Genomic DNA, 24,869 nt, shown 5'->3' on the forward strand with positions numbered 1-24,869 from the left:
TACATGTTAAAATGAAGTCCGGTTAATAGGCTGTTTTTGTGCCGCTATTTAACAAGGTGGCGGAAAAAATAGGGATTAAACACATGCTGACTATAAAACCTTTTTTTACAGACTCTTGCTATCCCAAGCTTTATATAGGGTAATATCATTATTTTTGCGTTAAACTAGCTAAAGATATGACAACATAAGGATACTTGTAACAAGATGAATGATTAGCACAGGAAGGAGTATTCCATGAAATTAAGTATATTAGATCAATCTCCTATTCCAGAAGGAAAAACTGCTGCAGATGCCCTCAAAGACTCTCTTGAACTGGCACAAGCAGGAGAAAAGTACGGATACAGCCGTTTTTGGGTGACTGAACATCACGATATGCCCGGACTTGCTTGTTCTGCCCCGGAAATACTGCTGAGTTATATAGGTGCACTTACACATAAAATCCGAATCGGTTCTGGCGCTTTGCTCCTTCCTCATTATAAGCCGTATAAAGTAGCGGAGCAGTTCAATATGCTGGCTTCACTTTTCCCTGGCAGGATAGACTTAGGCATCGGGCGTGCTCCTGGAGGATCTGCAGAAGCAACAACAGCTCTATCTGATGAATTCCTTCAGCAGGTTTATAAAATGCCAGAGCTGGCGGAAGAGCTCCAGCATTTTCTTCATGCTGATTTTCCCGAACATAATATTTTTTCAAAAATAAGAGCTGTACCTGTTCCGCAAACCAGCCCTGTACCATGGGTCCTCGGTACAAGCGCCAAAAGCGCTAAGCTTGCTGCCGAAAGAGGAATGGCTTATGCATTTGGCCAGTTCATGTCTGACAAGGAAGCAGCAGAAATTTTATCAATCTATAATGATAATTTTACAGCTTCAAAAAGTTTAAAGGCTCCTATGTCTTTGCTGACGATAAATGCAGTTTGTGCAGAAACAACGGAAAAAGCAAGAGAAATAGCAGATAGCAGCCTGCTGTGGAATATAAATGCCTCTATCGGTACAGGAGGGAAGGTTCCTTCAAAAGAACAGGCAAAACAATACTTTAGCAAGCATGGCTCCAAAAACAGCAGCGGGCAATTGAATTCTAACTTCATCATAGGAAATCCCGCTGAAGTAAAGGATCAGCTGATTGCATTGCAGCAGAAGTATAAAACAGATGAACTCATGATCCTTACTATTGCACATGATATCCGTGACAGGATTAATTCCTACGAATTAATTGCCCGCGAGATTTTATAAATCGATCAAAATCCCTGTATTGCGGAAAACCTCAGCTCAAGCCGTATCACGTGCAATTCGTTTTATTTTTTAATAAGATGGCACTATTGAATCATTAGTAAAACCAAAATGAAAGAAGATGAACGTATGTCTACACAAAATTCAACAGGCAAAAAGCAAATACAGGATATACCTTTATCCGTTTTAGATTTAGCTCCTATTCTTCTGGGCGGTTCTGCTGAAGAGTCATTCCGGAATTCCCTCGACCTGGCTCAGCATGCCGAAAAATGGGGATTTAACCGTTATTGGCTGGCCGAGCATCATAATATGCCTGGGATAGCCAGTTCAGCTACATCAGTCGTCATTGGATATATTGCCGGCGGCACCTCTAAAATACGAGTTGGATCAGGGGGAATCATGCTGCCGAATCATTCTCCGCTCGTCATTGCAGAACAGTTCGGCACATTAGAGTCCATGTACCCGGGCAGGATAGACCTTGGCCTGGGAAGAGCACCCGGAAGCGACCAGTTAACAGCAATGGCTCTGCGCCGTGATGTCAGGAGAAATGGACAAGAGTTCCCGGAAGATCTGGAACAGCTCCGGAGTTATCTGGATGCAGATTCAAGCAGCAAGGCAGTAAGGGCCATTCCTGGAGAAGGGTTGAATATCCCGATCTGGCTTCTTGGATCAAGCGGTTTTAGTGCTCAATTAGCTGCCCAGCTTGGCTTGCCCTTCGCATTTGCCAGCCACTTTTCACCTGAGAATACAGTTCCTGCCTTGAACCTTTATCGCAACAATTTTAAGCCATCCAAGGTACTGGATAAACCGTATGCCATGGTTGGAGTAAATGTATTTGCTGCAGACACAGCGGCAGAAGCCAAGAAATTGGCTACTTCCCACCAGCAGCAATTCTTGAATTTGATCCGCAATATTCCTGGCCCGCTTGCTCCTCCAGTGGAAACGATGGAAGGAATCTGGACAGAATATGAAAAAGCTGCCGTCTTGCAGCAGCTTAAAACATCCATCATTGGCGGCCCGGATGAAGTAGAAGAAAAACTTCAGGAATTCCTTAATGAAACCCAGGCAGACGAAATCATCGTTACTTCAGGAATATTTGATCATGCAGCAAGGTTGCACTCTTTTGAAATTTTATCAGCTCTTAAAAACAAGGGGCAAAACTAATTACAAAAACCTCCCATGGTAATCGGGAGGTTTTTTTATGTTTCCTTACATTATTGAGGGAGCAAGTAATATTCATATTTTGGCGGTTCGGCAAGGGTCTTTTTTATTATTTTCCCTTCTTGCAGCAGTTCCTGCAGCCCTTCTTCAATATCTTCCATACTCATATCCCAAAGCTGCGCAAGCTTTGCAGATGAAATAGACATATATTTCGGATTTTTTGCTGATGACATAATCATTGTGTGTATACGGCTATATAAAATTTCTTTTTCCATTCAAAAATTCTCCTTTCATGACTATCACAATTAAAATTATCCATTTATTCATTATATTTTCCCCCATTTTCGTTCATAATATTACAGATTCAAAAGGAGGCAGGCATAATGGCATTTTACAATCCTCAGCAAATTGCACAAAAAGCAGTAGAGCACGGAATCAAAAAGGTATCACTGCCGCTGACAAGCAAACTGCTGCTCGGTTTTTTGGGAGGGGCTTTCATTTCAATCGGATTCCTGCTGGACATTAGGGTAAGTGCAAATTTACCAGAAGCATGGGGCTCATTTGGCACATTCCTTGGTGCGGCAGTTTTTCCGCTTGGACTGATTTTAATCGTGCTGGGAGGAGGCGAACTGCTGACAGGAAATATGATGGCAGTAACAATGGCATTTTTTTCAAAAAAGATAACACTATCAAATCTCGCTTCCAACTGGTTTTATATTACCGTTTCAAATTTAATTGGAGCCCTATTTGTAGCCTACATCTTTGGGCATGTTGTCGGCCTAACAGAAACTGGTCCTTTTTTGGATAAGACAGCGGCGATTGCAGGAGCTAAGCTTGAAGAAGGATTCATTGCAGCCTTATTCTCTGCAGTTGGCTGTAACTGGCTTGTTGGACTTGGAGTATGGCTGGCATACGGAAGTGATGATTTCACTGGTAAAATTCTTGGGATATGGTTTCCGGTCATGGGGTTTGTCGCAATCGGATTTCAGCATATTGTCGCCAATATGTTTGTCATTCCGGCAGCCATTTTCAGCGGCCATTTTACATGGATGGACTATTGGATGAATTTCATTCCTGTTTATATCGGCAATGCTATCGGAGGCGCACTTTTTGTAGCAGGCATCTACTGGCTCTCTTATATAAGAGAACCAGAAAATAGAGGCTGATCATTTTTAGGAGGCATGGAAATGAACGAAGAAAACTTTACAATACAGATTAACGGAAAAGAATGTTTATCAAATCCTGGCGAAACTATATTGGACGCTGCTAAAGCGCAAGACGTTTTCATTCCAAGCATTTGTTTCCACCCTAATTTAGGAAGTATCCAGACATGTGATACCTGCTTTGTTCATGCAGGTGACCAGCTGGTAAGGGCATGTGCGACAAAAACAGAACCCGGCATGATTATTGATACTTCTTCCCAGCTTGTCCAGGCTGCACAATATGAAGGAATTTCAAGGATACTAAAAAATCATGAGCTTTATTGTACGGTTTGCGACAATAATAACGGAAATTGCACAATTCATAATACGGTAGAACTGATGGATCTGGCACATCAGGCATATCCTTTTGAAGCTAAGCCATATTCACCAGATATGACACATCCTTTTTACCGTTATGAACCTGATCAGTGCATCTTATGCGGCCGTTGTGTGGAAGCCTGTCAGGATTTGCAGGTTAATGAAACTCTCACTATTGACTGGAGCAGGGAAAATCCGAGAGTAATTTGGGATAATGATGTACCAATTGATCAGTCATCATGTGTATCTTGCGGACACTGTGTCACTGTCTGTCCATGCAATGCTTTAATGGAAAAATCGATGCTTGGAGAGGCAGGCTACCTAACAGGAATCCCGCCTAAGGTACTTGGGCCTATGATTGATATGACGAAGGAAGTAGAGCCTGGATACAGAGAAATTTTTGCCGTTTCCGAGGTGGAAGCAACCATGCGTCAATCTCGTATCAAGCGAACTAAGACAGTTTGTACATATTGCGGGGTTGGCTGCAGTTTTGAAGTATGGACAAAGGACAGGCAAATTCTAAAAATCGAGCCGCAGACAGAGGCACCTGTCAATGGCATATCTACTTGCGTAAAAGGCAAATGGGGCTGGGACTTTGTAAACAGTGAGGAACGGCTGACAAAGCCATTAATCCGCCGCGGAGAAGAATTTGTGGAGTCCACATGGGATGAAGCACTTGATTTAATTGCAGAAAAATTAGGCGGGATTAAGGGAAAATATGGTCCCCACTCAATAGGCTATATTGCTTCTTCTAAATGCTCTAATGAAGAAAACTATCTGTTTCAAAAATTCGCCCGTGCCATCATGGGAACAAATAATGTGGATAATTGCTCCCGTTATTGCCAGTCTCCTGCAACCGCTGGACTGCTGAGAACAGTCGGAATGGGAGGAGATTCAGGAACCATAAAAGATATTGAAGCCTCTGAGCTGGTTATTGTCATTGGCGCTAATCCAGCTGAGTCACATCCGGTTCTGGCTACCCGTGTCAAACGGTCGCATAAGCTTCACGGCCAAAAGCTCCTTGTGGCTGATATAAGAAAGCATGAACTTGCGGAGCGGGCAGATTTCCTCGTCCATCCTGCGCCAAGCACTGATCTTATTTGGCTAAATGCTGTAACTAAATATATCATTGATCAAAATTGGCATGACGAAAGTTTTATTTCAATGCGTGTTTCCGGTTATGAAGAATTCAAGGAAAGTTTGGGACTGTACACCCTTGATTATGCAGCTGAGAAAACAGGCATTTCAAAAAGTGATTTAATAAAAATTGCAGAAATGATTCATGATGCAAAGTCAGCATGTGTTCTCTGGGCAATGGGGGTAACTCAGCATAAGGGAGCAACAGATACCAGCACAGCCATTTCCAATCTTCTGCTGATTACCGGCAATTACGGCAAGCCTGGAACGGGGGCTTATCCTTTAAGGGGACATAATAACGTTCAAGGAGCATGTGATTTTGGCACAATGCCAGCATGGTTCCCTGGATATGAAGCTATTGAAGATCCAAAGGCAAGAGAGAGGTACGAGAAAGCATGGGGTACTGCCATACCTGAAGTTCCTGGGTTGAATAACCATCAAATGGTAGAAGCCATTCATAATGACAAGCTAAAAGCTTTATATTTATTTGGCGAAGATATGGCAATTGTTGACTCCAATTCCAATCATGTCATTGATGGATTTGAAAAATTAGAATTTTTTGTTGTCCAGGATGTATTTTTCAGTAAAACTGCTCAATTTGCCGATGTGGTGCTGCCTGCATCTCCATCACTAGAAAAAGATGGAACATTCGTGAATACAGAACGCAGAATCCAGCGTTTTTATCAGGTGTTCGAGCCGCTAGGAAATTCAAGACCCGACTGGGAAATATTCCAGGATTTAGCTAACAGGATGGGGGCAGATTGGAATTATCAGCATCCAAGCGACATCATGGATGAAGCCGCAAGACTTGCACCATTATTTGCAGGAGTCAGCTACGATAGACTGGAGGGCTTCAAAAGCCTTGTTTGGCCTGTTGCTAATGATGGGACTGATACACCTCTGCTTTATAAAGATAAATTCCCTTTCCCTGATGGAAAGGCGAAGCTGGTCAGTGTTGAGTGGACGCCTCCTTTCGTTTCCGGGGAAGAATATGACCTTCATTTGAATAATGGAAGGCTGCTTGAGCATTTCCATGAAGGAAACATGACATATAAATCAGAAGGGCTTACACATAAAGTGCCTCATCCTTGGGTAGAAGTTTCGCCTGAATTAGCTGCTGAAAGAAATCTGGAAGACGGTTCACTTGTAGGGCTGACTTCCCCATATGGCCATGTTGAAGTTCGGGTCATGGTAACGGAAAGAGTCCAGGGCAATGAACTTTATCTAACCATGAATTCATTTGAAGATAATGAGGCTGTGAACCGATTGACAAGCAGCTACCATGATACAATTACCCACACTCCTGCCTACAAAGAAGCGGGCGTCAAGATGACTGTAATCGAAAAAGAAGGGGAGCCGCCGCTTCCCCGCCATAACCATCGATTTGGAAACAGAGTTCCCCAAATCAGTGTACGTGTTGAAGATAAGTGGAAAAGAGAAGATTTTAAACCAATAACTGAACTTTTTGAGATAAAGGGGGATGAATATGGCGAAAGCAATCAGGCAAATTAATAAAACCATTCCAAATTATGCTGAAGAACAAAATCAGGCAGTAGCAGATATTGTGAAAGAGCTGGCAGAAAACCGTGAAGCTGTTCTGGCTGCAATAGGGGTTTTGAAAGGCCTTAATGACCTTACGATTTTAGAAGCAGCTAACTCTCTCCTCGAACAGCGGACAGAGGTTGCTGCAATCGCCATTGGACAAATCAACCAGCCTGCTGTCCATAATATTATTAAAAGCGCCATGGGATTATTTGGTTTTTTATCAACAATGAATCCAAACGAACTTGAAACAATGCTTCAAGGCGTCAGCCATGGTATAAAACGCCTTTCCGAAACGGGACATCAGGGAGAAAAACAATCTTTATGGAAAATGCGCAAAAGACTCCGCAGTCCTGAAATACGTGCGGCTATGACCACAATGGTAGATTTCATGGAGGGCATGGGAGAAGTCTTTCTTGAAAATAATAAAAAGCATTGAAAGGAAGAGAAGATGTGGAGCAGTGGAAAATGATTGTCAGCGGACTGGACAGCCAGGAAAGCGGAGAAAAAATCCTTCAGGCTTTAGAATCAGTTTGGGGTATCAATAAAGCTGAAATCGATATAAAACATCGTGAAGCAAGCTTTTCATACGACAGCAGGATGGCTTCCCGGCAGGATTTTGAACAGGCAATACTGGATCTTGGATATGAGATTGAAAGTAATGATCAGCAGTAACGCTAATGACAGAAAGAGGTAAAATTTATGTACAAATGTGAAATATGCGGACATCAAAAGGATATGAACGACGAAGAGGTTCTGGTTGGTGAATCACATCTTTATTTGTGTGAAGACTGCATCAATGACAGAAGATATAATTTAGACAGCGATTCAATCATATAAGAACGTTCAGCGGGACAGCATTAAGCTGCCCCGCTATTTTTTATCGGGGTGTATAAAATTTTGCCCATTCCCTGATATTGATCTATATTCAATATACAAAATCTTTTAAAAGAGGCGTTTATTGTGACACTGGGAAAATATGAAATTTTTTATCAAGTGGTAGAGACCGGCAGTTTAACAAAAGCCGGCGAATTCTTAAAAATTTCACAGTCAGCAGTCAGCCATGCAATCTCCGCACTGGAAAAAGAGCTTGGGTTTTCCGTCCTTATCCGCAACAGGGGCGGCATTTCGCTGACTGCAGATGGAGAGAAAATTTTAATACATATCAAGGAAATGATGAACAGCTATCATAAATTAAAGCAGGATGCTGCAGAGATTTCCGGCCTCGAGACCGGCAGTATAAAAATAGGTTCTTTTTCATCCGTTACATCACAATGGTACCCGGGAATGCTAAAGAAATTTACCGATCAATATCCATCGATTAAAGTTAACCTTATGGAAGGGAATCAGCAGGAAATATGCTCATGGATAGCAGATGGAATCATTGACTTCGGTTTTTTGAATTTGCCCCCGGCCGGAAATTTTGATATTTTAAATCTGAAAAGCGAAAAATTATATTTAATACTCCCTGCAGCTCATAATTCTCCGGAAAATAGTGATTTCCCGCTTTCAATGCTGAAGGGGGAAACTTTGATACTAAAGAAATCTTTTCGTGAAACCGTTCTTAAATTATTAAAAAAACATCGTATAACACCTCGTTTTTCATATGAACTGGAAGATGAGCAAGCTATACTGGCCATGGTGGGTAAACATCTTGGGGTAAGCATACTTCCCGAAATTGCTGTGGGCAGTATCCCTGCCGGTGTGAAAAAAATTCCGCTTGCAGGGCATCAAGAATACTGTTCTATCGGGTTATCCGCACTATCCTTTAAACGCCTTTCTCCTGCAGCAGAAAAATTTATCGCCACAGTCACTCTTTGGCTGAATGAAAATTACCCGCTTAAATGAATCCGCACCCATTATTTATAACGGCTCTATATATTGACAGTCATTTTAAAAGAAGATTATGATTTAATTCAAGGTATTTGAATCATAATGTATTTTATAAGGCCTGCTTCCGACAAACAGCCATTTTTTAAAAGGCTTTGTTAAAGCACATTGTTGCTTTTTGCACTTTGTTGATTGGAGCAGAATCGATTGCCGGTGAATTGGCATCATTGGCGACCAAGAAAATAAGCTGTGAGAAGGCTCAGCGGACGCACCCGCGAGTCTTGCGTTTACAGAGAAAAGCACTTGGCAAGTTTAAAAGAGCTTTTTAAAAAATAATCTGTGTTTTAAAAAAAGGGGAGAAGTATATAATGAGCCAAATTGTCATCATTTCCGGAAGCCCGTCGGCGCCTTCAAGGACCGACCTGATTCTTAAACATGTACAATCGCTTGAAGAAAAGAATGGTTTCACATCTGAATATGTTTCAGTGAGGGATTTTTCAGCTGATATCCTGGTAAATGCACGCTATGACAGCCCTGAGATTGAAAAATTATCACAAGCTATCCTGAATGCAGACGGAGTGATTATTGGGTCTCCAGTATATAAAGCATCATATACCGGTGTTTTAAAATCACTGATTGATCTTTTGCCTGAAGGGGCTTTTAAAAATAAACCCGTGCTGCCAATTATGGTAGGCGGAAGCATGGCGCATTTACTGGCGATTGATTATTCTTTAAAACCTCTCATTGCCATATTAAAAGGACAGCCGATTCAGGGACTTTATTTTATTGATAAACAAATTGATAAAACAGATGAAAATATGCCGCTGAAAGATGAGGAACTCATCGAGAGGCTGAATAATCAGCTGGAACAATTCGAAGAGGCGGTTCATAAGGAAAAACATTTTCGAAATCGATAACTGAAGGATAAAACTGCTTAAGGAGCTGATTAAGCAAATCAGCTCTTTTTGCTGTTCCAAAATGTATAGAAGCTCATGCAAAAATTAGCCTGTTTTGGCTTTGAAGTATAATTTTAGGGCAAAATAACGTTTGAAGCATTTAAATTATTTAAAGCTAGTTTCTGAAAGCTGTCAAAAGGGGTATAGAAACAAGATTTGAAAAAAATTTGACAGACGGAGATTGATTGCATGAAAAAACGGAGAATGGATTTTGTATTTTTATTTATTTATATTTTTACCGCATATATGGTTTTGCTGAGCCCTGCAAGCCTTGCTGTCAAGTACTTATTTGCGGCATTGTATGCAGTGGCGATCATTTCAAGCGTTTACTCTCTTATGCTTGAAAACCGTTCACCTCAAAATACACTTTTATGGATATATGTATTGCTGTTCTTCCCCATAATTGGCTATATTTTTTATTTATACTCAGGGCAGCTGTATCTGAAGGGGTTCCTTTTCAGGAACAAAAGAAGAAATCACAGGGAGGAATGGCAGCGTTCTGTTTACAAAAAAACGAATCCTGATTTGTCCTTTCTGAATGACCATCAGCAATGCCTGGCAGCTTTTGCCAAAAATGAATCCCTGACAAGCATTAGCACGGCTTCAAGGACGGCAGTCTTAAAAAATGGCCAAGAAACTTTTTCAGAAATAAAGAGAAGGCTTAAAGAAGCAAAAGAATATATACATATTGAATACTATATTTTCCGGTCTGATCGTTTAGGCAAGGAAATCATTGATATATTGATTGACAAAGCCAGAAATGGTGTAGAGGTCTTATTTATCTTTGATGCTGCAGGAAGCATGAAACTGTCTGTTAAGGAAATTGAAAACATGAAGGAAGCAGGCATTAAGGTGCATCCATTCCTGCCATTAAAGTATGGATTCTTCAACCAAAAATTCAACTTTAGAAATCACCGCAAAATCATTATTATAGACGGGAAAATCGGATTTGTGGGTGGATTGAATGTAGGAATCGAATATCTTGGGGAAGATGAAAATGTGGGTTTTTGGAGAGATACCCATATGGTTGTAAAAGGAGAGGCAGTATACACGCTGCACACTGTTTTACTGCTTGACTGGGAATATGTCAGCGGAGAAAAGATCCTTGAAAAATATAGGTGCTACGAACCTCCAGAGGAGAAAGGAGATGGAGCGGTCCAGGTGGTGGCAAGCGGCCCTGATACCCAGCAGGGGATTATGAGTGATTATTATTATACAATGATTTCTTGCGCCACTAAATCTATTTGGATTGCCACTCCATACTTCGTCCCTAATGAGTCAATCCGAACTGCTCTCAGAGTGGCAGCTTCCAAAGGAATTGAAGTGCGGATCATGGTCCCGGAAACAAATGACGGATTTCTGACTCAATATGCAAGCCGCTCTTACTTTCATGAGCTGCTGCGGGCTGGCGTTGAAATATATTCGTATAAGAAAGGGTTCCTCCATCAGAAAATAATCATTATAGATGGAGATCTGGCTTCTATAGGCACAGCCAACATGGATATGAGAAGTTTCCATTTGAATTTTGAAGTAAATATCTTTTTATTTGGCAGTACATCTATCCGGGATTTAACGGCACATTATGAAGAAGATATAAAAGACAGCGAAAAACTGAAACCTGTCCAGTATTACAAGAGAGGTTTCACAGAAAGGTCGAAGGAATCTTTCGCAAGACTTTTTTCTGGAGTGCTATAAATATGAAATCAGCCCTGGAAGGGAGCTAATTTTAAAAGGTGAATGGAATAAATGACCACATTAAACACAATCTTCAAATATTGTTTGTCGGCTTCAATCCAAGTCTTCTTTCAGGTAAAACGGGACATCATTATGCAAATCCCAGAAACAGATTTTGGAAGATCCTATATTATTCTGGTTTAACACCTAAATTACATCATTTTTCAGAAGATGCAGAGCTCCTTTCTGCAGGATATGGATTTACAAACATTGTACAACGGCCAACAAAAAATGCCGGCGAAATTACAAAGGAAGAATATAAGGCCGGAAGAGAAGATTTAATTAAAAAGATTATATATTATAAGCCTAAAATTGTTTGTTTTGTCGGAAAAGGAGTTTATAAGGAATATTCAAAAAAAACTAAAAGCCAGTGGGGCATTCAAAATGATTCAATGATTCCCGGAACCGTTGATTTTGTTGCACCTTCTTCAAGCGGCCTAGTTAGAATGAAAATGGATGAAATCATTGAAATATACAGTGAATTAACTGCATTAGCTGCGAAATTCACAGGATAATGATCCGATATGCCTATATCGGATCATTTTTTTGTACTTTTGTTCCTGTGTAACTGTCATATAGAGACTCTTTGTCAGATATCATAATAATATGCAGCTTTAATCTTTACTGCTATCTCTATGTCCCTTCCATAAAATAGGCATATGCTGATTTTGAACAGCTTATTATCTGGCTTATTATCAAATGATTACTTTTTAACATAAACTATCTTATCCCTGAAATGGAATGGTTTTTTTTAAAAGCTGTTTCATTTTGAACATCTCACAAAATGAAAACGCTTCTAAAATAACTTCTTTTCATTTTTTATAAAAAATCAGCATGTAATGATTAGATTAGAATCATTTGTCTAGAATAAGGATATTGGAAAAAAGTTCTGGAGGTGCAGATATGATGGATTGTGATAAAGCGATTACAGTTCTTGATACGATGAGGCTTCCAAATGGCACATATACAGCGAGCACTTCCCAAGATTACAGCTATGTCTGGATCCGGGATGTTGTCTATACGGTTTTGCCTTTTTTGCAGGTGCCTTGCGAGCGATATGAAACAGCCTATCATTCAATGTTCGACTTATTTAAACGTTATGAATGGAAGATTGACATTCATACTGAGAAAAAACCGGTATATCCTTTTGAATATATTCACTCAAGATATTCACAGGATCTCAAAGAGATCAGCCAGGAATGGGGCCATGCACAGAATGATGCAATCGGAGCTTTCCTTTGGGGGGCAGGCGAGGGTGTGCGCCATGGCCAAAATGTAATAAGAGATGAAAAAGACCTTGAAATTGTTCAAAAACTAGTGAGATATCTTGAGTGCCTTCAATATTGGCAAGCAAAGGATAATGGCATGTGGGAAGAAAATATGGAATTGCACTCTTCCAGCATCGGTGCCTGCGTAGCAGGACTTAATGCCGTGAAAATGCTGGTGGATGTTAAAGAAGAATTAATTCAAAAAGGGCAGGAAACACTCAGGTTTATGCTGCCTAGAGAAAGCGAAACAAAAGAAACGGATTTAGCATTATTATCTTTGGTTTATCCTTACCGCATCGTAGACCGCAAAACGGCAATGACTATTGTAAAAACCGTTTCAACCCGCCTCGAAAGGACATACGGTTGCATAAGGTATGAAAATGACCAATATTATAATGAAGGCAGTGAAGCAGAATGGTGTTTCGGGCTGCCGTGGCTCGGGTTATGTTATTTCGAACTAGGAATGTTTGATAAAGCTCAGGAGTATATTAAGAAAACAAAGAAAATCATTCCTGACAGCTGGGAAATCCCTGAACTTTATATTGGCGGAACAAACAGGCCAAACGGAAACACACCGCTTGCATGGTCTGTATCATTAACCTATCTGTTTTTAAATAAAATGAAAAATAAAGAGCTTGATTCCCTTGAAGCTTAAAAGGCAATTGCGGCCCTCCTGAAATGAAGGAGGGCTATTTTTGTTTTTTTCAAAATCACCATCACCTATATTCGGGGTACAAAGACGCACTGCCTGCTCCATTTTCAAGGGGCTCAAAAATAAGCGAAAATATTTTTGTAAAATAATCTTTTTTAGGTTTCAGCAGAAAAGATAGTGGGTATCAATAGGTGTTAGACAAATTTGTATAATAAAAATCATTGTTTCGCAAAGGAAAATCAAAAATATATGTCGAATGTATTCAAAAGCTATTTCAGGCTGCTGAAGAAAAAATAAATTAGAAGGCGGGGGTTTTGATTGAACGAGATAACGGAAGGTCATCCTGAAATATATCCTAGCGAGTTTGATTTATATCTTTTTCATGAAGGAACATTGTATGAAAGCTATAAAATGCTTGGTGCGCACCTTGCCTCCTATAATGGCCAGGAAGGTGTCCGGTTTGCTGTATGGGCTCCTCATGCAAAAAAGATTTCAGTTGTAGGGGACTTTAATAACTGGCAGGAAGATGCTGTTCATGAAATGAAGCGTGTCGCGGGTTCCGGGATATGGGCGATATTCATTGCCGGCCTGAAAGAAGGCGATATATACAAATACAAGGTATACAGCTCTTCTGGCGGCACTGTTTTAAAAGCAGACCCTTATGCCTTTTATTCCGAGCTCCGTCCAAATACTGCTTCTGTTATCTATGATTTGGATAAGCATGATTGGCAGGATGGCAAGTGGATGTCTGAAAGAGCAAAAACAGATGTTTATCATAAGCCAATGAATATTTATGAAGTACATATGGGTACATGGAAGAAAAAAGAAAACGATGAGCTATATACATATAGGGAAATGGCAAGTGAACTAATAGACTATGTTGTTTCTGCCGGCTATACACATATTGAATTGATGCCCATTATGGAGCATCCCTTTGACGGGTCTTGGGGATATCAGGTTACAGGTTTTTTCTCTGTGACAAGCAGATTTGGCAAGCCAGAGGATTTCATGTATTTTGTCGATCAATGCCACAAGAAAGGGCTAGGTGTCATTCTTGATTGGGTTCCGGCACATTTTTGCAAAGACCTTCATGGCCTTGGGGAATTTGATGGAACACCGCTTTTCGAACCAGCAGATCCCAATAAAGCCGAACGTCCGCTATGGGGTACATACAGTTTTGATTTTGCCAAGCCTGAGGTTGTAAGCTTCCTTATTTCCAATGCCATGTTCTGGATGGAAGTCTATCATATTGATGGCTTCAGGGTTGATGCGGTTTCATCTCTTATATACTTAAACCATGATAATCCGCTGCCTTTCAAGCTCAAAAATCAGTATGGCGGCGAGGAAAATCTAGAAGCCATTGCATTTGTCAAAAAATTAAATGAAACTCTTTTCAAGAAGTACCCGGGTATCCTAATGATGGCCGAAGAAGCAACCGACCGGCCATTGATCAGTTCCCCGACAGATGCGGGCGGGCTTGGCTTTAATTATAAATGGAACATGGGCTGGGCAAATGACATTCTGCGTTATATGAAGCTGGAAGTTCAGGAAAGGCCGTTTCACCATAATTTGCTGACTTTTTCGTTTTTCTATGCATTTACAGAAAATTACGTGCTTCCATTTTCACATGATGAAGTTGTCCATGGAAAAAAATCTCTGCTTGATAAAATGCCGGGAGATTATTGGCAGAAATTCGCTAATCTAAGGCTATTATTCGGATATTTCATGGCTCATCCAGGGAAAAAGCTCATGTTCATGGGAAGCGAGCTTGCTCCTTTTGCAGAATGGAAGGATAAAGAGCAGCTTGACTGGATGCTTTTAGAGTATGAGTCACATACAGATTTCAGCCAATACTTGAAAGCTCTTAACAAGTTTTATAAAGATTCGTCTTCATTATGGCGGCTTGATCATGAAGCGGAGGGCTTTGAATGGATTGATGCTGATAACAGAAATCAGAGCATTCTGGCGTTCATGAGAAAGGGAAAACGCAAAGGCGATTACTGTATAGTAGTTTGCAATTTTTCAAAAGAGGTATATATAGATTACCGGATAGGCGTTCCTTCAACGGGAAAATACATAGAGGTTTTCAACAGCGATGACATTTCTTTTGGCGGATCTGGCCAATGTAATGAAGAAGTAATTTCTGTCGACAAAAAACCTTATCATAATCAGCCTCACAGTATGGAAATAAAAGTTCCTCCACTAGGTGTGACTATATTTATGAAACAAACAAAAAAAAGACAGGGGAGAATGCAACATGGCATCTAAAAAGTGGATTGCAATGCTATTAGCAGGCGGACAGGGTTCAAGGCTCGGCGAATTAACGAAAGGGCTGGCAAAGCCGGCAGTGCCTTTTGGCGGAAAATACCGGATTATTGACTTTACATTAAGCAATTGTACACATTCCGGCATCGATACGGTAGGAGTCCTGACTCAATATCAGCCGCATGTACTGAATGAGTATGTAGGTAATGGCGGCGCCTGGGATTTAAACAGAAATTTCGGCGGAGTATCCCTGCTTCCTCCTTACTTAGGAAAAGATGGAGGGGAATGGTATAAAGGCACTGCAAATGCAGTGTACCAGAATACCCAGTTCATCGATCAGTATGATCCTGAATATGTATTGGTCATCTCTGGAGACCATATTTATAAGATGGATTATAACCGCATGCTTAAGGAACACATCGAAAAGAAAGCAAAAGCAACGATAGCAGTTATTGAAGTCCCATGGCACGAAGCAGACCGATTTGGGATTATGAACACTGATGATCAGGGAAAAATAACAGAATTCGAAGAAAAACCAGAAAATCCTAAAAGCAATCTCGCCTCAATGGGTGTATACATTTTCAATTGGAAGCTCCTCAAAAGCTACCTTAACCAAGATGAAAACGATGCTTCATCTTCCAATGACTTTGGAAAAGATATCATTCCAAAAATGCTTGAAGACCATGATGAAATTTATGCATACCGTTTCGGGGGTTACTGGAAGGATGTAGGCACTGTTCAGAGCTTGTGGGAAGCCCATATGGATTTACTGTCCGATACGCCTGCGTTCAATTGCGAAGACAGCCATTGGAAGGTTTATGCAGGAAATGCAAATCACCCTCCTCAATATATTGCACCAGAAGCGTATGTCAGAGAATCACTTATAAACGAAGGATCAATCGTTTTCGGCAGTGTGGAGCGTTCGGTAGTATCATATAACGTACAAATCGGCAGCGGCTCATCCATTAAGGATTCTGTTATCATGCCTGATGTAACAATTGGAAAGAATGTCACTATTGAAAGAGCCATTATCATGCCAAATACGGTAATCGAGGATAATACTGTGATAAATTCTGAAAGAGGATCGGATGAAATTGTTTTAATCGGAGAGAACCAGCAGCCCAGCAAGGAATTACGTTAATATTACATCATTGGAGGTAAAAAAATGGACAACGTGTTAGGTATAATTAACTTAATTAATGAAAAAAGATACCTTAAGGAACTGACATCTTATCGGGAGTTTGCGGCAGTTCCTTTTGCGGGCCGCTACCGGTTAATCGATTTCACTTTATCCAATTTCATACATGCGCAAATTTCGCAGGTAGCCGTCTTCACGAAAGACAATACCCGCTCTATCATGGATCATTTGGGATCTGGGAAGGAATGGGATCTTGACAGGAGAAGCGGTGGTTTATTCATTCTTCCTCCAGTCCATCCTGATGTACAAATCAAGGGAGATCTTCAGGAATTTTATAATCATCTTGAATTTTTTGAGCGGACCTCCGCTGACACAGTGATTATATCGCCGGGGCACCATGTATCTAAAATTGACTTTAATGAAATTTTGGAAGAGCATAAACGCAACAATGCTGACATTACCGTTGTCTATAAAGACTATGACGGGGAGCCGGTCCAGAAACTGGTTTATCATACTTGTTCAGTGGATTTTGAGGACAATATCCTGGATTTGGAGCTCTTTACTTCCCCTCAATCAGGCGATCATGTGTGTCTGGAAACTTTCGTAATTGATAAAGCCATTCTTATTGACTTAATTAAAAAGTGTGTAGAAAACGACGAATTTGATTTACTAAAAGATGCAGTTAAGGCCAACCTTAATAAATTATGTGTAAAGGGCTACCATTTCAAAGGGGAAATGCCTTTTATCCATTCACTGGAAACTTTCCATCAAAGCAATATGGAATTTTTAAATCCTGAAAAAATCCGTTCTTACTTTTATGATTCATGGGATGTTTATACAAAAGTAAAGCATGAAGCACCTGCTAAATATTCCAACACTTCAAGCGTTTCACACTCCTTAATTGCCAATGGCTGTGACATCGAAGGAACTGTAGAAAACAGCATCATTTTCAGGGGAGTTAAAGTTAAAAAGGGTGCCTACGTGAAAAATAGCATCATCATGCAAAAGGGAGAAATTGAAGAAGGCGCACATGTTGAAAATGTTATTACTGATAAACAAGTGCGTATTACAAAGGATAAAATGCTTATTGGCGAGTCACAGCCAAGAGTGGTAAAAAAAGCAGAAACTATCTAACGGAGGTCTTACCATGCATGTTTTATTTGCTGCATCAGAATGTGCCCCTTTTATCAAGACAGGCGGACTGGGAGATGTAATAGGGGCACTGCCAAAGGCTTTAAAAGAGCAAGGGGTTGATGTGAGCGTCATTTTGCCAAAATTTCAGGACCTTCCACAGGAATTCAAAGAAAAAATGCAGCATATACAAAGCATTGAAGTTCCAGTAGGCTGGAGACAGCAATTTTGCGGAATAGAACGGATTGTATCAGATGGAATCAACTATTATTTTCTTGATAACGAGTATTATTTTAAACGGCATGGCAGCTATGGATATTATGATGATGGTGAGCGTTTTGCATTCTTTTCCAGAGCTGTGCTTGAGGCTCTCCCATATCTTGAGGATAAGCCAGATATCCTTCACTGCCATGACTGGCAGACAGGACCTGTCAGTGTGTTATTGAAGGCACATTACAGGAAGCATCCTTTTTATGAGAATATTAAAACGGTTTTCACGATCCATAACCTGCGTTATCAGGGTGTGTACCCTAAGTCGGTCCTGTCTGAACTCCTTGATTTGAGCGATCTATATTTTAATATAGACGGACTCGAGTTTAATGGAAATGTAAGCTATATGAAAGCTGGACTGGCATTTTCCGACATACTGACGACAGTTAGCCCTTCATACGCATCAGAAATTCAGACTGCATATTATGGGGAAAATATGGACGGCTTTTTAAATAAACGGAATGACCAGTTATTCGGAATAGTGAATGGTATCGATGCACATACATATGATCCGGCAGCAGATGAAAGAATCTATCAAAAATTTAGTGATACCAAGGGAAAAATGGAAAATAAACTCAGGCTGCAGGAAGAATTGGGCCTTACTGTCAGAGAAGATATTCCAATTATCTCCATGGTCACGCGCCTTGTGGATCAAAAAGGAATAGACCTTGTTCTGCATGTATTTCATGAAATGATGGGACTCAATGTTCAATTTGTTCTTCTTGGAACAGGCGAACAGCAATATGAAGAAGCATTTAGGGGCTTTGCCCGTGAATATCCGGATAAAGTATATGCCGGAACCTATTTTGATGAAACTATGGCAAGAAAGATATATGCAGGCTCCGACATTTTCCTGATGCCTTCTCAATTTGAGCCTTGCGGAATCGGGCAGCTGCTTGCTATGCGATATGGCACACTTCCCCTGGTTAGGGAAACAGGCGGCCTAAATGATACCGTGATACCTTTTAATGAGTTTACAGAAGAAGGAAATGGTTTTAGTTTTGCTAATTTCAATGCACATGACATGCTTTACACCATTGAAAGGGCTGTAGGGTTTTACCGTTTCCAGCCTGATAGATGGAAAAAGCTTGCTGAGAGGGCAATGGATTTGGATTTCAGCTGGAACGCTTCGTCACAGCAATATAAAGAACTTTATCAATCACTTTTAAAATAAGGTTTCTTTCTAAAATATTGGTGTTTTTTTAATAAGTTCTGTGAGTCATTCCCATTGTTCAGTCAGAGGTTGATTGGAGCGTGAGATGCGAGATTCCTGCTTAGATGAGCAGAACAGGTGAGATACGCAGGCGCGGCCGAAAAAGGATCAACGGCTGCCGCCGCTCAAGCGAGCATCCTGGAGCGGAAATCAACCACCTTGTTTCATAACAACAAAGATTACGAAAAGTGCCTAAAATAAATAGTATAAATAAGAACATGAGCTGAATACCTGTCAGCTCATGTTCTTATTTTTTGAGGAGATTCCTGTGTTATGCTGATAACATAGAAAAAGTTACTATAAATGCAAGCGGGGAGAATGTTAATATCATGAAATTAGTGTCTTGGAATGTAAATGGAATAAGGGCATGTGTCAGAAAGGGTTTTTTAAGTTATTTTGAAGAAATGGATGCGGATATTTTTTGCATTCAAGAAACGAAAGTTCAAGAAGGGCAAATCTCTCTTGAACTTGATGGTTATCATCAATATTGGAATTATGCAATTAAAAAAGGCTACTCTGGCACTGCTGTTTTTACAAAAAAAGAGCCTTTATCCGTTAAATATGGCGTAGGGGTAAATGAGGAAGAACCTGAGGGAAGAATTATCACTCTTGAATTTGAAAAATTTTACCTTGTAAATGTCTACACACCTAATTCAAAAAGAGATTTATCCAGACTGGAGTACCGATTACACTGGGAAGAAGAAATGCTGGCCTATCTCAAAGAACTTGATGCAAAAAAACCGGTTATTTTATGCGGTGATTTGAATGTGGCACATCATGAGATTGACCTGAAAAATCCAAAATCAAATAAACAGAATTCTGGATTTACGATAGAAGAACGAGGGAAAATGACAAATATCATCGAACAGGGTTTTCTGGACACTTTCCGCTTTTTCCATCCAGATAAAACAGACATGTATACATGGTGGTCTTATATGAGCAAAGTCAGAGAAAGGAATATTGGCTGGCGTATCGACTACTTCATTGCATCTCAGCGGCTAGAAGAAAATCTGAAAAGTGCGGATATCCACTGTTCGGTAATGGGAAGCGATCATTGTCCAGTTATTTTGGAAACATCCTTTTAGACAGACATGATAATAATGGGTTAAAAAGGGTATAATTAATATTGTCACATGATTGCCTGCTGTTATTTTCAATATGTAAAAGGAGGAAACCCATGAACTCATTTAATGTAACTTTTCACCAGGAAGACCATGTTGATACAATGCAGGTCCAAAAACTGTCAGAAGAAGAATTTAAAAAATCGGTATTAGGCGGCATAAGACATTTATTTGATTTAGATACGAACATAGGATATTTCGTTTTTATCGACGCAGAAGATGATGATGGAGATATTTCTTATCTCATACTTCAATATGAGGAAGAAAATGAAGATCCAAGCGCCTGCTATTCTTTTGAAATGACAGATTTTTATGAGTTTATGGCTCTTTATTTGCAAGGTGCATCAAGCATTGAGGACGTTGAAGAAGAGGAAGAAGAAGAAGAATACGGCCCTATACATCACTTGGCACATCTTCTTGTCCACATTTCTGATGCGGGAAAAGACCTTAAGGTTTAATATAAAGAAAAACAGCAGGAAAGAATATCGTAAAAAATAACAGCAGTGCATTTATGTACTGCTGTTTTTCCTGTTATATGGATGGTTCGTATGCTGCAGATACAAACCCCATTTACTTTGCTGAATTTTGAATCGCATGTCATTCATATTTTAGATATTTTATATATTAACGATGATAAATAACTCTGTTATAATAAACCTGAATTATCATAATTTTCACAACAATACTTCCGAGGAGGAGAAATAATTGGCTGAAAAATTATTAAGAATTGGTACAACATATATTCCTGTTACAAATACAGAACTTTCTTCGAAATGGTATGTGAACATATTGGGAGCTGAATTAAGTTATAAAGATGAAGATAAAGCGATACTTAACCTTGCTGATCAAAGCGTATTTCTCGTAAAATCTGATGAAAATCAAAGCTCTAACTTTTTTGATATTCATGGCGAAGAACGTTTTTCATTAACATTTGAAGTCAATGGTTTAAATGCTTTAGAAGCTATACGTAAGGATTTTATTGGAAAACAAGTTAGAGTTGGAGAAATAGAAAACAGAGGACACTCTGGAAGAAATTTTGTTTTCTATGATTTAAATGGAAATAAATTTGATGTTTGGAGTGAGCTGAGTCCAATATTTAGAGAAAAATACCTAATTTCCAAATAGGCCGTTATCAAAATCAGGTGACTTTATCCTTAACTGGATGCCCCCTGTGCGGGCCGGCCGGTGAGCCTGCTCTGCTCATCTGCGAAGGCATACTCATCTAATTCTGCAGGGAAGGCAATGAATCGATAAAGTCATCTGAGAGCTTAAGATAATGAAGAAGCTGGTGCAGTTTTTTTATAGATTTCTTGTCTGCTGCAGAACTAGCCCTTGTGTTAATATTTGTCTTGATTCCGCTTTTTTCATTTGTTCCGGGAGAAAACGAGCTGGTTTCAGTTATATATGTTCCAGTGGGTGCATAAAAGCGGATGCCAATCACATTACTTGCTGCATTAATCAAGTCGGTCCCGAATATGACTTCCTTTGAGATATCAATACCAAGCAAGTTGGCTACCGTTGGGTAAATATCCACGAGACCGCCCGTCATGTTAATAGTGGCGCCTTGATTGATGGATGGCACTTTAATGATAAGTGGAATATTCAGGTGATCCAGTACAGGATCATACTTTTTCCTGAATATGTTTCCCGCAAGTTTTTCATCTTTGCTGCTTTTTGTCTGAAGGCCTTGATGATCTCCATAGACGGCTATAACAGATTGATTATATAGCCCTTCGTTTTTTAATTCCTTGATAAACCTTCCAAAAGCATAATCCGCGTAGCTTACTGCTTCAATATATGAACCGACCATGGAACCTTCATATTCCTTTGGCAGTGATATTGCATATTTCTTTTTTTCTTCAGGCAATTTATAAGGGAAATGGCTGGAAAGAGCAATGATATGGCTATAAAACTTTTCACCATCATGATTGAAGGCCGACAATTCCTTTACTGTTTTTTTATACATCACTTCATCTGAAACACCATACGAGATAGGGTCTTGGCTCCCAAAATAGTTTTTATCGAAAAATTCCTGAAAGCCTAATGAAGCATAAAGTTTCTCCCTATTCCAAAATGTCACGCTATTTGCATGAAATGTCGCAGTATGATAGCCATTCTCCCTAAGGACCCTGGGCATCCCGGGCACTTTTTTTCCTTCTGCTGCAGATGACATTGGGATATCACCCTTAGCGTATAAAGACGTGTTTGTTATAAATTCGGCATCGGAGGTATTGCCTTTGCCCACTTGTGTATAAAAATGAGGAAAGTAAAAACTTTCTTTCAAAAATGCATTCAAATTAGGAGTGACTTCCCGGCCGCCGATTGAAAGATTTATAAGGAACTTCTGGACTGATTCCAGCTGTACAATAATAAGGTTTTTTCCATTGGCAATTCCCTTATATTTGATTTCCCTCTCGAGTATGCCTTGTTTCTCATTTTCCAGACTGTCTGCTGTAACTATATTTTCTTCCGAAAGGACTTGTTTTGCATCTTTTGCTGCAGTCAGCAGCTGAAAGCCCAAAAATCCCAGCTGGTCATACTGATGAAGTTCGCTAATCGTTTTGCTGCTGCCGATTAAACCAAAAACAGCATATGAAAAACCCAAAATAAGCAGGATATGCATTATTTTTTTTGAAAACAGCCTTGGTAATTTAATAGCAGGACCATTTAGAAATTTATATAAAAGCACACCAAGTAAATCCGCAAAAAATAGCAGATAGCTTAACCTGGTTAATGCAATAATACTTTCTGATATTTTGCCTGCCTGATTTACTTGTGCAAGCGACTTATAAGTGAGAATTGAACTGTAATAATCGAAATACATCAGTTGTATGACTACTATCAAAGACAGGATGAAATTGGTGAAGAAACAAGCTGCCGTAAATGGCCGATAATTCATCAAGTACAGCATAAATAGCAGCATCAGCAAAAGAGAGCTTTCCATAAAAAATCCTTGTATATGAAAATTGCCCATCATTATGTAACTGGCGATACTAAATTTTATTATTAAAGATAGATATGTAAAAACCCCTATAAAAGTCTTTTGTCTTGACACTGATAACACCTCTTTGAATATAGTCTCCTACCCATGCTAACCATTTACACTATACAAGATACTTAACTTTTCCAATATTATTCCATCATGGAATGATAACCAGATTTTCGGAAACAATAGGCAGACAGCCCTAATACCCTTTGTGTATGTCTAAAAGCAAATACCAGCAATATAAATATACGGTTACATGCAGGGACGGACCCTAAAGGGTTAAAATTCGCAAATGGTTTACAAAAGCTTCAGCAAATAAAACAGAGGTGATTTTATGTTCAAGTTATATGCTTTTATACTGATTGCAGGTTTTTATACATTTGGAGTTTTTACAAGAGGGTGGGATGATGCTTGGCAATTTTCCACTTATTTAGTGCTTCTCCTTGTTCAGGGCATTGCAATATTCTTTGTTGGATATCAGACAATCATGAGCTATTCCGGATTAAGAAGGTTCAGGAAAACAGCAGTGAAACCGCCCGCCAATAAGTTTGCAGTATTGGTTGCTGCTCATAATGAAGAAGAAGTAATAGGTCAAATCTGCGAAAATTTAAAACAGCTGGATTATCCAAAAGAACTATACGATATTTTTGTTATTTGCGATAACTGCAGTGACAATACATCTGAGGAAGTCAAGAAATCGGGAGTGCATGCTATGGTTAGAAACGATCCCGGCAAACGAGGAAAAGGCTATGGACTGGAATGGATGTTTGATAAATTATGGGAGCTGGAGAAGCAGGGAACTGCATATGATGCTGCGGTCATGTTTGATGCTGATAACCTGGTGAGCAAGGATTTTCTTAAAATCGTCAATTCTAAAATCCTGGATGGACACGATGTGATTCAGGGATATCTTGATGCAAAAAACCCGCTTGACACATGGGTCACTAAATCCTATTCATTCGCCTATTGGTCAACAAACCGGATTTACCAGTTAGCCCGTGAAAATCTTGGCTTGACTGCCCAGCTTGGAGGGACAGGGGTGACGGTCACTACGAAGGTATTAAAAGAAATAGGCTGGGGAGCTACATCACTAACTGAGGATCTTGAATTCACCCAGAGATACATTCTAAAAACGGGGAAAAGAGTTGCCTGGGCACATGACGCCAAGCTTTATGATGAAAAACCGCTGGGATTCAAGCAATCATTTAAACAGCGGATACGCTGGATGCAGGGCCACTTTGACTGTATGACAAGATATTCTTTTCCATTATTGAAGGCTGGAATTATCAAGAGAAAATTTATGCTAATTGATTCAGCCATTTATTTAGCAATGCCATCCCGGTCTATTTTGGCGCTTATCTTGATGATTTTTGCAGGCTTATCTTACATGGGTATTTACGAAGCAAATGGATTTCTCGGTGATATTATTGACCGTTCAATCCTTTTTGACGGCTGGATTTACGGAATTTTTGTATTCTTCTACATATCTCTTCCCATTCTGGCGATGATACTTGAAAACAAAGGAAAAAAGCTGCATTGGTTCTTTATTTCCTATTTATTCGGGCTGTCATGGATTCCAGTAACTTTGCTCGGATTTCTTAAAAAAAATCAAAAAGAGTGGGCCCATACAAAACATACGCGCTCCGTTTCCATAGAAGAACTGGAGACCATGCATACAAAAAAAGATGTGTTATATGGACAAAATCCAATAGAATAGACTG

Annotated in this window: 22 protein-coding genes; 20 read left to right on the forward strand and 2 right to left on the reverse strand. The window is 39.8% G+C overall.

Annotated elements, in window-relative coordinates:
* Positions 1-234: 234 nt before the first annotated feature.
* Both BIV59_RS07585 and BIV59_RS07590 read left to right on the forward strand, forming a co-directional pair.
* Complete coding sequence (locus tag BIV59_RS07585) at positions 235-1,227, forward strand: LLM class flavin-dependent oxidoreductase (RefSeq protein ID WP_071350866.1); 993 nt, start codon at positions 235-237, stop codon at positions 1,225-1,227.
* Between the two features lie 126 nt (positions 1,228-1,353).
* A complete protein-coding gene (locus tag BIV59_RS07590; RefSeq protein ID WP_071350867.1) occupies positions 1,354-2,388 on the forward strand; it encodes an LLM class flavin-dependent oxidoreductase in 1,035 nt (344 codons plus the stop codon).
* A gap of 50 nt (positions 2,389-2,438) precedes the next feature.
* On the opposite strand, the gene BIV59_RS07595 is transcribed toward BIV59_RS07590, so the two are convergent.
* A complete protein-coding gene (locus BIV59_RS07595; RefSeq protein WP_071350868.1) occupies positions 2,439-2,660 on the reverse strand; it encodes a hypothetical protein in 222 nt (73 codons plus the stop codon).
* Between the two features lie 108 nt (positions 2,661-2,768).
* Here BIV59_RS07595 and BIV59_RS07600 point away from each other — a divergent pair, with 108 nt between their 5' ends.
* From BIV59_RS07600 to BIV59_RS07675, 17 genes are all read left to right on the forward strand, one after another.
* The gene (locus BIV59_RS07600) at positions 2,769-3,551 is read left to right on the forward strand and encodes a formate/nitrite transporter family protein (protein WP_071350869.1); all 783 of its coding nucleotides are present in this window, start codon (positions 2,769-2,771) and stop codon (positions 3,549-3,551) included.
* A 21-nt stretch (positions 3,552-3,572) separates the two neighbouring features.
* Positions 3,573-6,554: a formate dehydrogenase subunit alpha gene (gene fdhF, locus BIV59_RS07605; RefSeq protein WP_071350870.1), complete on the forward strand. Its 2,982-nt coding sequence runs from the start codon at positions 3,573-3,575 to the stop codon at positions 6,552-6,554.
* Positions 6,529-7,023 (forward strand): helical membrane plugin domain-containing protein, encoded by a 495-nt coding sequence (locus tag BIV59_RS07610; protein WP_071350871.1) that lies wholly within the window; start codon positions 6,529-6,531, stop codon positions 7,021-7,023. Before fdhF ends, BIV59_RS07610 begins: the two co-directional genes overlap by 26 nt.
* A gap of 14 nt (positions 7,024-7,037) precedes the next feature.
* Positions 7,038-7,259, forward strand: a complete 222-nt coding sequence (locus BIV59_RS07615; RefSeq protein ID WP_139194331.1) for a heavy-metal-associated domain-containing protein — start codon at positions 7,038-7,040, stop codon at positions 7,257-7,259.
* A gap of 27 nt (positions 7,260-7,286) precedes the next feature.
* Positions 7,287-7,424, forward strand: a complete 138-nt coding sequence (locus BIV59_RS23570; protein WP_170846108.1) for a hypothetical protein — start codon at positions 7,287-7,289, stop codon at positions 7,422-7,424.
* Between the two features lie 123 nt (positions 7,425-7,547).
* Positions 7,548-8,432 (forward strand): LysR family transcriptional regulator, encoded by an 885-nt coding sequence (locus BIV59_RS07620; protein WP_071350873.1) that lies wholly within the window; start codon positions 7,548-7,550, stop codon positions 8,430-8,432.
* 350 nt (positions 8,433-8,782) lie between these two features.
* Positions 8,783-9,331: an NADPH-dependent FMN reductase gene (gene ssuE, locus BIV59_RS07625; RefSeq protein ID WP_071350874.1), complete on the forward strand. Its 549-nt coding sequence runs from the start codon at positions 8,783-8,785 to the stop codon at positions 9,329-9,331.
* Between the two features lie 228 nt (positions 9,332-9,559).
* On the forward strand, positions 9,560-11,065 hold the full coding sequence (gene cls, locus BIV59_RS07630; protein ID WP_071350875.1) for a cardiolipin synthase: 1,506 nt from the start codon (positions 9,560-9,562) through the stop codon (positions 11,063-11,065).
* 38 nt (positions 11,066-11,103) lie between these two features.
* Positions 11,104-11,619, forward strand: a complete 516-nt coding sequence (locus tag BIV59_RS07635) for a mismatch-specific DNA-glycosylase (RefSeq protein WP_071350876.1) — start codon at positions 11,104-11,106, stop codon at positions 11,617-11,619.
* A 391-nt stretch (positions 11,620-12,010) separates the two neighbouring features.
* Positions 12,011-13,027, forward strand: coding sequence for a glycoside hydrolase family 15 protein (locus BIV59_RS07640; RefSeq protein ID WP_071350942.1), 1,017 nt, complete (start codon positions 12,011-12,013; stop codon positions 13,025-13,027).
* A gap of 315 nt (positions 13,028-13,342) precedes the next feature.
* Positions 13,343-15,292 carry a 1,4-alpha-glucan branching protein GlgB gene (gene glgB / locus BIV59_RS07645; RefSeq protein ID WP_071350877.1) on the forward strand — a complete coding sequence of 650 codons (1,950 nt, stop codon included), beginning with the start codon at positions 13,343-13,345 and terminating at the stop codon, positions 15,290-15,292.
* Positions 15,282-16,430, forward strand: coding sequence for a glucose-1-phosphate adenylyltransferase (locus BIV59_RS07650; protein ID WP_071350878.1), 1,149 nt, complete (start codon positions 15,282-15,284; stop codon positions 16,428-16,430). The genes glgB and BIV59_RS07650 overlap by 11 nt, the downstream gene beginning before the upstream one ends.
* A gap of 24 nt (positions 16,431-16,454) precedes the next feature.
* A complete protein-coding gene (glgD, locus tag BIV59_RS07655; RefSeq protein WP_071350879.1) occupies positions 16,455-17,561 on the forward strand; it encodes a glucose-1-phosphate adenylyltransferase subunit GlgD in 1,107 nt (368 codons plus the stop codon).
* A gap of 13 nt (positions 17,562-17,574) precedes the next feature.
* Positions 17,575-19,002: a glycogen synthase GlgA gene (gene glgA / locus BIV59_RS07660; RefSeq protein WP_071350880.1), complete on the forward strand. Its 1,428-nt coding sequence runs from the start codon at positions 17,575-17,577 to the stop codon at positions 19,000-19,002.
* A 368-nt stretch (positions 19,003-19,370) separates the two neighbouring features.
* Positions 19,371-20,126, forward strand: coding sequence for an exodeoxyribonuclease III (locus BIV59_RS07665; protein WP_071350881.1), 756 nt, complete (start codon positions 19,371-19,373; stop codon positions 20,124-20,126).
* 92 nt (positions 20,127-20,218) lie between these two features.
* Positions 20,219-20,620 carry a cytosolic protein gene (locus BIV59_RS07670; RefSeq protein ID WP_071350882.1) on the forward strand — a complete coding sequence of 134 codons (402 nt, stop codon included), beginning with the start codon at positions 20,219-20,221 and terminating at the stop codon, positions 20,618-20,620.
* Positions 20,621-20,867: 247 nt separating this feature from the next.
* Positions 20,868-21,287 carry a VOC family protein gene (locus BIV59_RS07675; protein WP_071350883.1) on the forward strand — a complete coding sequence of 140 codons (420 nt, stop codon included), beginning with the start codon at positions 20,868-20,870 and terminating at the stop codon, positions 21,285-21,287.
* Between the two features lie 97 nt (positions 21,288-21,384).
* Here the strand turns inward: BIV59_RS07675 and BIV59_RS07680 are convergent, their stop codons facing one another.
* Entirely contained in the window at positions 21,385-23,106 is a 1,722-nt protein-coding gene (locus BIV59_RS07680; protein ID WP_170846109.1) for an LTA synthase family protein, read from the reverse strand.
* Between the two features lie 376 nt (positions 23,107-23,482).
* Here BIV59_RS07680 and BIV59_RS07685 point away from each other — a divergent pair, with 376 nt between their 5' ends.
* Positions 23,483-24,865, forward strand: coding sequence for a glycosyltransferase family 2 protein (locus BIV59_RS07685; RefSeq protein ID WP_083392082.1), 1,383 nt, complete (start codon positions 23,483-23,485; stop codon positions 24,863-24,865).
* Positions 24,866-24,869: the final 4 nt, after the last annotated feature.

The organism is Bacillus sp. MUM 13 (genome assembly GCF_001866725.1).
Taxonomy (GTDB): domain Bacteria; phylum Bacillota; class Bacilli; order Bacillales; family DSM-1321; genus Peribacillus.